General features: G+C 47.9%; 11 protein-coding genes. 5 read left to right on the forward strand and 6 right to left on the reverse strand.

Annotated elements, in window-relative coordinates; genetic code table 11:
• Positions 1-60: 60 nt before the first annotated feature.
• Both Vsou_RS07745 and Vsou_RS07750 read right to left on the reverse strand, forming a co-directional pair.
• Positions 61-858 carry an acetoacetate decarboxylase family protein gene (locus Vsou_RS07745; RefSeq protein WP_188603003.1) on the reverse strand — a complete coding sequence of 266 codons (798 nt, stop codon included), beginning with the start codon at positions 856-858 and terminating at the stop codon, positions 61-63.
• A gap of 51 nt (positions 859-909) precedes the next feature.
• Complete coding sequence (locus Vsou_RS07750) at positions 910-2,163, reverse strand: acyl-CoA dehydrogenase family protein (protein ID WP_188603004.1); 1,254 nt, start codon at positions 2,161-2,163, stop codon at positions 910-912.
• Between the two features lie 124 nt (positions 2,164-2,287).
• Between Vsou_RS07750 and Vsou_RS07755 the strand changes: the two genes are divergently transcribed.
• The gene (locus tag Vsou_RS07755) at positions 2,288-2,818 is read left to right on the forward strand and encodes an SCP2 sterol-binding domain-containing protein (RefSeq protein ID WP_229709772.1); all 531 of its coding nucleotides are present in this window, start codon (positions 2,288-2,290) and stop codon (positions 2,816-2,818) included.
• Positions 2,819-2,953: 135 nt separating this feature from the next.
• Entirely contained in the window at positions 2,954-4,000 is a 1,047-nt protein-coding gene (locus Vsou_RS07760) for a zinc-binding dehydrogenase (protein WP_188603006.1), read from the forward strand.
• Positions 4,001-4,037: 37 nt separating this feature from the next.
• Here Vsou_RS07760 and Vsou_RS07765 read toward each other — a convergent pair whose 3' ends face one another.
• The 4 genes from Vsou_RS07765 to Vsou_RS07780 all read right to left on the reverse strand — a co-directional run bounded on the left by Vsou_RS07765 (position 4,038) and on the right by Vsou_RS07780 (position 9,199).
• Positions 4,038-5,741, reverse strand: coding sequence for a thiamine pyrophosphate-binding protein (locus Vsou_RS07765; RefSeq protein WP_188603007.1), 1,704 nt, complete (start codon positions 5,739-5,741; stop codon positions 4,038-4,040).
• The gene (locus Vsou_RS07770) at positions 5,741-6,697 is read right to left on the reverse strand and encodes a hydroxyacid dehydrogenase (RefSeq protein ID WP_188603008.1); all 957 of its coding nucleotides are present in this window, start codon (positions 6,695-6,697) and stop codon (positions 5,741-5,743) included. Before Vsou_RS07770 ends, Vsou_RS07765 begins: the two co-directional genes overlap by 1 nt.
• Positions 6,698-6,805: 108 nt before the next feature.
• Positions 6,806-7,144, reverse strand: a complete 339-nt coding sequence (locus Vsou_RS07775; protein WP_188603009.1) for an SCP2 sterol-binding domain-containing protein — start codon at positions 7,142-7,144, stop codon at positions 6,806-6,808.
• Positions 7,145-7,204: 60 nt separating this feature from the next.
• Positions 7,205-9,199, reverse strand: coding sequence for a 3-hydroxyacyl-CoA dehydrogenase/enoyl-CoA hydratase family protein (locus Vsou_RS07780; RefSeq protein ID WP_188603010.1), 1,995 nt, complete (start codon positions 9,197-9,199; stop codon positions 7,205-7,207).
• Positions 9,200-9,360: 161 nt separating this feature from the next.
• Here Vsou_RS07780 and Vsou_RS07785 point away from each other — a divergent pair, with 161 nt between their 5' ends.
• From Vsou_RS07785 to Vsou_RS07795, 3 genes are read left to right on the forward strand one after another with little or no spacing between them, the layout of a single operon-like run.
• Positions 9,361-10,575: a thiolase family protein gene (locus Vsou_RS07785; RefSeq protein ID WP_188603072.1), complete on the forward strand. Its 1,215-nt coding sequence runs from the start codon at positions 9,361-9,363 to the stop codon at positions 10,573-10,575.
• Positions 10,575-11,120, forward strand: coding sequence for a Zn-ribbon domain-containing OB-fold protein (locus Vsou_RS07790; protein WP_229709773.1), 546 nt, complete (start codon positions 10,575-10,577; stop codon positions 11,118-11,120). Before Vsou_RS07785 ends, Vsou_RS07790 begins: the two co-directional genes overlap by 1 nt.
• A gap of 10 nt (positions 11,121-11,130) precedes the next feature.
• Positions 11,131-11,901: an enoyl-CoA hydratase-related protein gene (locus tag Vsou_RS07795; protein WP_188603011.1), complete on the forward strand. Its 771-nt coding sequence runs from the start codon at positions 11,131-11,133 to the stop codon at positions 11,899-11,901.
• The last annotated feature ends 10 nt before the right edge of the window (positions 11,902-11,911 follow it).

The raw sequence follows: 11,911 nt of genomic DNA on the forward strand, positions 1-11,911 counted from the left end.
GCTTTTGTAATTTATATGCTATATTCTAATTAATATAATTTTTATATACTATATATTTAATTATTTCCAGGTAAGCTTCCACTCCCTGATGCTCCTGATGATCCCTAATTCCATATCACCCTCAATATAGAAACCTGCGATTACCCCATTTACCTTAATATCATCAAGTGGGTCGAAAGGCGTACCTCCTAGTTTAACCCTGGTCTCGCCACTCCATATCTGTGGGTTCTCCCTTGGCATGAAGGTGAACTTTGCATACCACTGTATTAATTGGGCGATGCCGGGCGTGCCGTCAGGCAGTGGTGGTAGTGTCCTTATTGAGAGTAGGGGTAATGTAACGGTGTTATCTTTCCTAGGCATTAACGCCTTGAAGGTATCCAACTGCTCAAGGCCTAGTCTATTACTTATTGCGATCTCGATCCTCATTAATTCACCACCCCTATCTAACGTACCTATCACTAATCCATAATCATTAATCACAAACCTAATGTCACCAAGCTTCTTAGGTGCACCTGCCAACTCCCTACCCGCTGCCATGGCCGCGTCGTTAGTTACGTAGATGTATGGTATGTAATAGGCAAGTTCAATGCCCTCAGTCCTCACGGGCAGCGCTATCAATACCTCCCTGTAGACCCCAACCGTCGATATCCCGTAATCACCAACCCAGAAGGCAGCCATCTCAAAGGCCAAGTCAACACCCTCTGGCAGTAATGGTTCCACGGACCTCGGTTCAATATTCGTAAGCGCCATGGCCACCTTAACCCTGCTATAATCGATCCTAGTCGCCGTAGTTGATGATGGGTATAAGGGTGCATTTAACGGTATTCCAAACCCCTTATCGCCGCCCTTTAGAACCATATATTTGAAATATATCTATATAAATTTAAGCATTATTACTATCTATACTATTTATAAACCATAATTTCGGGCAATATCATCAGCAGCATCAAGGCTCAGTGCCTCCACCGTGCCATCCTCAATGAGCAACGCCCTAGCATCCCTAAACAACTTCTCAATAATGAATTCTCCACTGAGTCCATAGGCGCCAAATATCTGTAAAGCATCATGAGCAACCTCAAAGGCAATCTTCTTGGCATACACCTGGGCGGCCCTGGCGTACCTGGGTGGTGTGGTGAAGGATTGGTCCACAAAGAACTTCGTGTAAACGAAGTCCATGGCCTTCCTAACGTAGTACCTAGCAGCCTCCACCCTCTCAAACATTTCATAAATCTTCAACTTAATGTTCTTATGCTCAATCAATGGCTTACCACCCTGTATCCTACTCCTCGCGTACTTTAGGGCCTCCTCAAAGGCTGCCCTGGCGAGACCCACAGAGAACGCGCCCATGTTAACACTAGTTAAATTAAGTAATTGATCCGAGAATAACTCGTAAAACGGTGGCTGGGCAATTACGTAGTCGTCAGGCACACGCACGTTATCGAAGAACACCGGTCCCTGTGGGCATTCCCTATTGCCAAGCATGTCAACTGGCTCACCCTTCCTAACGCCCTTCAGGTTGAGAGGCACTATAACGAATGCGCCATCCCTAAGGCTCTTGCCATCCCTTAACTGCGCATGGAGGCCCATGTGGGTGCACACTGGCGCTGCTGATACCCAGGCAGACTTCTGTCCGTTTATGACCCATTCATCGCCATCGTGCTCGATAATCACGTTACCCATGCCGAAGGACTCCACGTCCTCATCCCTAAAGGCAAGTATGTAGTCACTGCCATGCTCGGGCTCGGTGACCCCCCAACAACCAATGTACTTACCCTCGGTATCCTCAATCCAGGGCTTAACAATTTCATCCCTAATTCCCTCCGAGCCAAATAATGCGGTTATTGTTAGTGGTATTGCATCGACACCAATGAGTGTTGCAAACCCCAGACTACCCCAACCAAGCTCCTCATCAACCATGTACCTCTGCAAATTAGTTAGACCAAGGCCTCCGTTCTCCCTGGGTAAATGGATTCTGTGCAGTCCCATTCTCTTTAGTTCCCTAATTGCGTCAAATAATGGCGAGCCGGGGGCAACGCGATCCCTGGGTTTCATTTTGTCTAACTTTATGGATAATGGCCTAAGGACCTCCTCAGCCAACCTACGTATGTTTTTTCTCATTAATTCGTCCTCGTCGTTCGTCCTATCGAGATCCACAAAACTCATTAATTCTACTTATGTATAGATATTTTAAACGTAATTACTATATACTATATATTAGTTCATTATTAATAATATATAGCATTTATATTAATAAATCTTTAATGCTGAAGGTATGTATTTATTATGTATGTCAAGCGAGGGCTTTATATATCCAAGTCCCCAGTGGGCTGAGGCATTTTGTAAGGCGTTGAATGAGAACCAGGAGTACAGGGAGGCCGCCAAGGACTGGAGGTGGGACGTAGCCTTCGTGGCGATGAACATTCCGGAAAACGTCGTTGATAAGCTATCAGAAATTCTCGGATTACCCAAACCAAAGGACCTCGGGGTCAAGGTCGACTCCGGCGCAATAAAGCTCGTGCTCAGGAATGGAACATGCCAGGGCAGCGAGTTCTACATTGACTTACCGATTAATCTACCGACGGAGATAAAGCTACCAGGGAATATAAAGATTGGTAAGGTGGATGCGGACTTCGTGCTAGAGGCTACGTACTCACTATGGAAGGACCTAATCCTGGGTAAGGCTGATGCAGTCTCCTCATTACTCTCAAGGAAGATAAAGGTTAAGAAGGGTAGCTTCCTAACTCTAATGCAGTATTCATCAGCTGCGGTGAAGCTCGCGAACACCACAAGGAATGTACCAACAAAGTTCATAGACTAGGTGTGTAATTCAAGGTTCAAAATTAATAATTTTAAATTATTTTTATTCTTAAATTAATATAAGTTATCGATCATTAATATACGTGTTCTAAATATAAGCAAAACTAAAATCCTAAGATGTATTCAAGAGTGAAGTATGAAGGCGGCAACCTTCAGAGGACCAAGCAGGCCATACCTAGAGATTAAGGATGTACCAACACCAAAACCAGGACCTGGGGAGATCCTTATCAGGGTAGCAAGCACAGGTATATGCCACAGCGACATACACCTATTCAAAGGGGACTTCGGACCCGTTGGACAGGGCTTCATACCCGGTCACGAAATCTCCGGCTGGGTTGAGGATTTGGGACCCGATGTTAAGAATCCATGGGGCTTAAGGAAGGGTGACCCTGTCATTGTTTCCTGGATTGTCCCAGATGGCATTTGCAAGTACTGCGCCAGTGGTAAGGAGAATTACTGCCCAGCCGCTGCAGGCAGGATGACAGGCCTTGTCGGACTTAATGGTGGACATGCTGAGTACTTAACAGTACCAGAGATAGCCGTTATACCCCTCGAGAAGGGCGTTGACGTTTACTACGCGTCACCGATTGCCTGCGCCTACGGCACTGCGTACCGCGCACTCAGGGAGGCAGGCGTTGAACCAGGCACTAGCCTTGTTATTATAGGCGTCGGCGGCGTTGGTTTATCGGCCGTCCAACTGGCCAGTGCCATGGGTGCGTACCCAATAATTGCCGTGGACATCAGGGACTACGCACTAGATAAGGCTAGGGAACTCGGCGCTACCCACGTGATAAACTCAAGCAAGGAAGACCCAATTAGCAGGATAAGGGATATACTACCTGACGGCGCTGACGTGGTACACGAGGCCAGGCCAGAGCCAGACCTTAAACTCGCTGTGGAGGCAGTAACCAGGGCTGGAACAATCGTCGTTACTGGGCTTGGTGGGCCAAAATCAACATTCAGCATTAATACACTGCCATTTGTCATAAATGGTACGAAGATCATTGGAAGCCTAGGCTACAGACCAAGACTTGACTTACCCGAGATAATAAAATTAGTGGCCTCGGGCAAGATCGACATTAAGAAACTGGTTAGCCACGTATACAAACCTGAACAGATAAACGAGGCTTATGAAAACCTCGAGAAGGGACTACATGCAAGGGCAATCGTTAAGTGGGGTTAATTAACAGGTTATTTTGCTAATGAATTAAAACTAAGTATTATTGTCTTTTACCAAGGATTGTCATTAACTGTCTCGTTATAGGTATTGGTACAGCATCTGGGTTAACAAGGATATCCGCAATGCACGGTCCATTGGACTTATATATGCATCTCTCAAGCCCCGTTTCAAGTTCTCTCCTATCGTTAACCCTGACGCAATCCACGTTAAGTGACTCGGCGAATTTACAGAAGTCCATGGGGTATGTGTGCGACGCATAGACCTTACCGCCATAGAGAAGCCTCTGCTGTAGTTTCAAGACTCCCTGGGCCCTATCATTAAATATAACAAAGGCTATTCTAAGCCCTAATTCGGCGGCTGTGGCTATTTCCATGCCAGTCATGAAGAAGGCCGCATCACCCGTGGTAGCGACAACAGTGGCATCAGGCCTGGCCACCTTGGCGCCGATTGCAGCCGGTATTGCAAAACCCAGTGAGGTAAATCCCGCCGGGTTGAAGTAAGTCCTTGGCCTATAGACGGGTAATTGAAACATAGCTACCTGGTTACCCCCAGCATCGCAGGTGACCACTGCCTTTCCCTCGTGCATGTCATTATCAATAACGTGGGCAAGAGCATTCACTAGGTCACTTGGGTTTATTTTGGATTCGTCATAACCAAGCTCCCTCAGATACTGATTACCGAAGGAAGCCTTGGCTTCACTAATCAGCTTAATGCCCCTATCCCTACCTGGGCCCTTGCCCCTGATCCTATCATACAGTGCATTGAGGAATTCCAGCGCATCAGAGACTATTGCGAGGTCAGCCTTATAGTTCCTCCCAATGTCATGGGGGTCAACATTAACATGGATCAATCTTCCTCTTATCGGTAATGACCACATGCCAGTACCCAACTCACTGAACCTGGTGCCTATGGCAAGCACGATGTCCGCACCCTCAACAAGCTTAACGGCAGGTGGGTCCCCGAAGTAACCCGCGGCCAAACCACCGTGCAGTGGGTGATTAAAGGGTATTGCGCCTTTACCCATGACTGAGGTAACGACTGGGGCACCTAACTCTTCTGCGACCTTGATTAGGGCATCACTCGCATTAGCGGCTATGACGCCACCACCAACGTAGATAACAGGTCTTTCCGCATTAAGCAACTCCCTGGCGGCTAGATCCACTAAGTCCAGGTCAGGCTTGGTCCTGGTCGGCTCCTCCTTTATGTAACCAACCCACTCAGTCTCGCTCTCGATAATGTCCCTGGGCAACTCCACATAGACAGGGCCTGGCCTGCCCTCCTTAGCGGTCTTGAACGCCCTGGCAAGGATCCTGGGTATTTCCCTAGGATCCTCAACCCTAACGGCTAGTTTTGTAAACGACTTAAAAATACTTAACTGCGCATTAACATCCCTAAACTCATGGTAATAACCCCTACCTGCTGCCTTTATTGGGGTTAATCCAGCGAGCGCCACAATTGGGGCTCCCTCCACAGCCGCCTGGGCGAGTGGTGTTACTAAACCCGTTGCGCCGGGGCCTGCGGTAACAACGACAACGCCAACCCTACCACTGGCCCTTGCATAGCCATCTGCCATGAACCCCATACTAGGCTCAAAACGGCCAAGCACATGCCTAAACCTATCGCTATAATCATGCAATGCTGCATAAAGTCCAAGTACGTGTGTCCCAGGCAAACCAAAAATAGTGTCTATGCCCTCCTCAATTAGGGACCTGACTATGACCTCACCACCACTGACCACACCCATCACCTCCTAATCACCATCAATGCGTCCCTAACACCCTTCACAACATACAACGTATATCTTTTAACGGACTCCCGCGTAACCCCAGCAATGTGACTAGTCACAAACAAGTTGGGAATCTCACCCCTTTTAAAGGCCCTCAGTAGTGGTGATGACTCCTCGGTGGGTGGTTCACCGGTAAGCACGTCAGTTGCATAACCAGCGATCTTACCATTCCTTAAACCGTCAAGAATCGCGTACTCATCAACAACCTCACCCCTAGCCGTATTAACAATGAAAACGCCATCCTTCATGAGCCCAACCTCCCTCCTACCGATTAGGCTTTTGCTTTCCCTGGTTAGTGACGTATGTATTGTTATAAAGTCCGACTGTTTGAGCAAGTCATCGATATTCTCGGACCTAACGGCATTAACCTCAATGAACTTCTCCCTATCGACAAATGGGTCATAGGCAAAAACCCTCATCCTGAAGGCATTGGCTATTGAAGCCACGTAGGAACCAATCCTACCAAAGCCAATCACGCCCAGTGCCTTGCCAAACAACTCAATACCAGGCGTTAACAATGAACCCCACTCACCACCCCTGACCCTGTTCATGTTCTCAGGGATTCTCTTAACCATCATTAGCAACAGACCAAAGGTGAACTCGGCCACGGAGTACGTTGACGCGCCAGCAGCGCTCACAACCTTAATACCCCTGCTCTCGGCGTACTCAACGTCTATGTGGTCCGTGCCGACTGACGCTGTACCAATAACCCTGAGTTTCCTACCGGCGTCAATAACATCCCTGGTGATCCTATGCCAAACACTGACAATTACTGCGTCATAATCACCAATGATCTCCCTCAATTGCTCGGTGGTCACGGGCCTAACATCAACCTCGCCAACCTCACTGAGCATTTTCATGGCCTGTGGGCCAACGTCTGGATCTGTAAGTGGTACTGTAACCAGGATTCTCATATGCCGCTTAATCCCTGAGTTGATAAATAAATGTTTATAATATATATGATATAGAATTAAAGATTCTAGTAATTTTAAGTAATTAAGTTTGTTAATTTTACTTATTTATTATGGCTTACGTGCAGTGTTAATAACGTCTATAAGTGATGCTGCGTCCATTATATTACCCATCACCTTAATCGCGCCTGAGAAGTAGGCCTGCATGGCATCGAGTTGTCCCTTAATCATCTTCAGCAGGTTGTCCTTATTCACCTGTATTGTGGCCGTTGGTGACTTGTGAGTACCCTTGGTGAGTTTCACGGTGCCTCCTCCAATCTCCACATAAAATGGTTCGTAGCCCTCCCCAGTAAATTGAAACACCTTAACAGGGCCGGTGACCTTACTGGCTATTTTTGGTAGTGCCTGTTGGGTCATTGAGTTTAGTAGTTCAAACGGGTCTTCGGGCATACTATAAGGGTAGTAAAAGGGTATGTTTTAAGTAATGTTGCTACTTATACTATATACTTATCATTCACCCTTAAACTCAGGCCTCCTCCTCATGGCAAAGGCCATAACCCCCTCCTGGGCATCCTTCGTGTTTACGGCCATGCTGAAGAACGCTGCTTCAAGCATTAAACCAATGTCGACTGGTACCTGTGTTCCGAAGTTCACAGCGTACTTAGCATAGGTTAGGGCAACAGGGGGTCCCTGGGCGAGTCTCAACGCGAATGACCTAACCTCATCCTCAAACTTCTCCCTGGGTACAACCTTATTAACTAGGCCTATCCTATAGGCTTCATCAGCCTTTATCCTGTCGCCGAGCATTATTAATTCCTTAGCTCTACCAAGGCCGACATACCTAATTAACCTCTGCGTGCCTCCTGCACCTGGTATTATGCCTAGGTTAATCTCGGGTTGACCAAGTTCTGATCTGTCCGTGGCTATCCTGAAGTCGCAAGCCATTGCAGTCTCTAAACCGCCGCCAAGGGCGTAACCATCGATAGCCGCTATTACGGGCTTAGGGAACCTCTCAATCTTACTCACAGCTTCCTGGAACTTCCTATTGTAGACGAAGAAGTAGTACGTATGCAGCGGCCCCTGGAATGAAGTCACATCGGCACCGGCTGAAAATGCCCTGTCGCCAGCGCCCCTAATTATCACGACCCTAACCTCCTTATCATCCCAAAGCATGTCAAGGGCCTTACTGACCTCATCAAGCATTGTCATGGTTAGGGTATTAAGCCTGTGCGGCCTGTTGAGTATTATCCAGGCGAGTGGTGGTTCCCTCTTGAGTATTATCTCCTTGAACTCCGTCACGCCGGTAGCGCCATAGTCGTAGAAGCCCTTACCACTCTTCTGGCCGAGCCTACCCTCCTGAACCATCTGCGTGAGTAATGGATCCGGCTTGAACAGGTCATAATTATACTTAGAGTATAACTGATTCAGTGCCTCCACTACCTTGTCGATGCCGAATTCATCAGCGTACTCAAGAACACCCTTAGGCCAGCCAAGGCCCATCTTCACGCCCTTATCAATATCCTCCCTACTCGCTATACCCTCTCTGAGTAACCAAGCGGCCATGTTTATCGCCGGCGCAAATATCAGCACTAGGTCAACCTTCTCACCAGCCTCCCTGGGTATGTTAGCCCTCTCATACGGGCCACCCTTATACTCATAGAAACCACGGCCGCTCTTCTGACCAAGCCAACCCTTCTTATACAACTCCTCAATCAGTGGGCACGGAACCCTAAGCATTGGGTCCCTAACGGCAACCGCAAAACCAACCAGGTAACCAACGTCTACACCAGTGAAGTCCTGAAGTTCGAAGATACCCATGGGTAAACCAGCCCTGTACTTAACGGCTGAGTCTATCTCAACTATGGAGTAAACATTATTAGTGACCAACAGGCATGCAGCGGAGTTCAGGGCCACCAATATCCTATTCACCACAAATCCGGGTACGTCCTTATTAACCATTATTGGTTCCTTACCAAGGCTCTTAACGAAGTCGTAAGCCCTCTTGGCGACCTCATCATTTGTTTGGGCACCCTTGATAACCTCAACAAGGGGCATTAACACTGGTGGGTTAAAGAAGTGGATTCCAACAACTCTCTCGGGTCTCTTCGTGGCGCTGGCTATTTCGGTTATTGGCAGGCTACTCGTGTTCGTAGCCAGTATTGCATGGGAAGGTGCATTGGCATCAGCCTCCGAGAAAATCTTCTTTTTTAAGTCAATGTTCTCAGGGACTGCCTCAATCATTAAATCAATATCCTTAACGGCCTCCGTCACGGAGAGCGAAGTCTTTATGCGGCCCATAACCTCACTAACCTTCTCCTTACTAATGGTGCCCCTCTCGGCCAACTTATCAAGGCTCCACTTAATCCTCTCCAGGGCTTTGTTAAGTAGGTCTTGTGCTACATCAACCATTACAACCTCATAACCAGCCAGGGCAGTTACTTCAGCTATTCCATGACCCATCGTACCTGACCCTATGACTGCGACCTTCCTAATTTTCGTGCTCATCAATTGCTCTGGCTCCTAGGTAAGTTATTAAGTGCGATCTCAATTTACTCAAATTATTTGTGTCGAGGGTGTATATAATGAATATAGTGATAATGGCTAAGCAATAATGAACAGAGGGGCATTATTATTTAAGGCGTTTTTCGAGGAGTAATATGGGAATTATGAGGGAAGTTGCGGTTGTTGGGGTTGGCCATGCGAAATTTGGGCGTAGAACCGACACAACCCTGGGTGAATTGGCTTGGGAGGCCGTTAAGGAGGCCCTAGAGGATGCAAGGCTTGATCAGAGGGATATTCAGTACTTCGTCGTTGGTAACGCGGGTGGTTGGAGCGCCGAGTCCTTACCCGCCGTGGTTGTTGGCGAATACTGCGGGTTAAGTCCGAAGGGTACTATGAGGGTTGAGGCAGCATGTGCCACTGGTAGTGCTGCTCTCTATAATGCCTACTTAGCCGTGGCCTCAGGAATGGCTGACATAGCCATGGCCATCGGTGTGGAGAAGATGTACGAGTCACCAACACCAACAGTTGTTGAGTTCATTGGCAGGGCAGGTAATTACTTCTGGGAATTTGAGAACTTCGGTTTAACGTTTCCAGGTTATTATGCACTATACATGACTGCCTACATGAACAGGTTTGGAGCCACCGAGGAGGACTTCTGCAAAGTAGCCGTTAAAAACCATCACTATGGTTCAATAAACCCAAAGGCCCAGTTCTATGGCACGAAAATAACCATCGACCAATGCCTTAAGTCCAGGTATGTGGCCTGGCCCATCAAGCTCTACGACGCAAGCCCAATAACTGACGGGGCAGCCGCGGCGATACTAGTCAGTGAGGATTTGGCTAGGAAGATAACGGATACGCCCGTGTGGATTAGGTCCGTAGGCGTCGCCACGGGCACGGCAAACCTAAGCAAGAGACCAGACTTCATAGGACTAGATGCCGCATACCAAGCAGCCGAACAAGCATTCAAGAGAATAGGCATCGAACACAAAGACACTTGGAAGTACTTCGATGTGGCTGACGTACATGACTGCTTCACAATAGCCGAAGTCATGGCATACGAAGACCTAGGCTTTGTGGAAAGAGGCATGGGCATACAATTAATTAGAAATGGGCAAACATATAAAGGCGGTTTGATACCTGTTAATTTAGACGGTGGACTAAAAGCAAAGGGGCATCCCATCGGCGCCACGGGTACGAGCATGGCTGTTGAGATGACTAAGCAGTTGAGACAGAGCGTTGAGCCTAGGGATAGGCAGGCCGATATCTATACTGGTTGGGCCCTGTCCCACAATGTTGGTGGTACTGGCCACTATGCATACATAACAATATACTCACTTGATAAGGATGGTTCACCGAAGGTGAAGCCCAGGAGGTGATGGTGATGTCCCTGGAGGCTAGGTATGAGGAGTTTTGGAGGCAATCTATTAAGCAGTTGAATGAGGTTGTCAAGGCCACTGGCCTGCCCATAGCCCCTGATGAGAAGGGTCAGTATAGCCTGTGGTATGATGTTAGGGAGATGAGGCTTAGGTTCTCGATTAGTGTTGAGAGAATTAAGAGGTTCTTTGAGGGCTTGAGGGAGGGTAAGGTGTATACAACGAGGTGCAAGAGGTGTGGTAGGTATTACTTCCCGCCCCAGGCCGATTGCCCGTACTGTAAGGCCAGCGACATGGATTGGGTTGAGGTTAGTGGTGAGGGTGAATTACTGACGTACACCATAATAAACACGAAGCCATTAACGTACTCACACTACCCCGATTATGTAGTGGCTATTGCTAGGATGAGGGAGGGCTTCAATGTGTTGGCTTGGTTGAGGGTTGATGACTCCAGGAAGGTTAGGGTTGGTATGAAGGTTAAGCTTCAGGTTGTTAAGAGGGAGCCCGAGGGCTACTTAACGTATGAATTCATACCTGCGGAGCAATAGGTGATGCTGAATGTATAGGTACATACTTATTGATGATAGGGATTCCGTAACAATATTCACGCTCAATAGGCCAGAGAGGCTGAATGCATTAGGACCTGAACTCAGGGCTGAGTTACTGGATGCGCTACGTAAGTTTAATAATGACGCAAAAAAGAGGGTTGGCATAATAACTGGTTCTGGTAAGGCGTTCTCGGCTGGTGCTGAAATATCAACCAAGCCAAGTGGGCCTGGAACAATCAATCTCGAGGATGAACTTAGGAATTCCTTCCACCTAATTCTGAAGGAGATAAGGTTTAGTGATAAGTTATTCATTGCGGCTATTAATGGCGTAGCAGCAGGTGCTGGTATTAGCCTTGCCGTGGCTTGCGACTTTGCCTTTGTCTCCAGGAACGCTAGGTTTGTTTTGGCCTTTCAGAATCTTGGTATTGCCCCCGACACGGGTTTGACGCTTATGATGGCTCGATTAGTTGGTGCCAGGGCGCTTAGGTACTTGCTCATTGGTGGTGAGTTCACGGCTGAGGAGGCGGAGGCCATGGGCCTTGTTAAGGTTGTTGATGACCCACTGGGCGAGGCTTTGAAGTTCGCCAATGAGATCGTCCAGGGGCCCTTCAGGGCTTACTCGTATGGTAAGAGGTTGATTAATGAGGCGTTGTTTAAGGACCTTGATCAGTTCTTGGCTGTTGAGGCTAGGTTGCAGGGTGAGTTGGGTAATACTCATGACTTTGTTGAGGGTGTGAGCGCCTTCCTTGAGAAGAGGAGGCCGAGGTTCACTGGTTCTTGAGTGTTTGTCT

The sequence above is a fragment of the Vulcanisaeta souniana JCM 11219 genome, assembly GCF_026000775.1.
Taxonomy (GTDB): Archaea; Thermoproteota; Thermoprotei; order Thermoproteales; family Thermocladiaceae; genus Vulcanisaeta; species Vulcanisaeta souniana.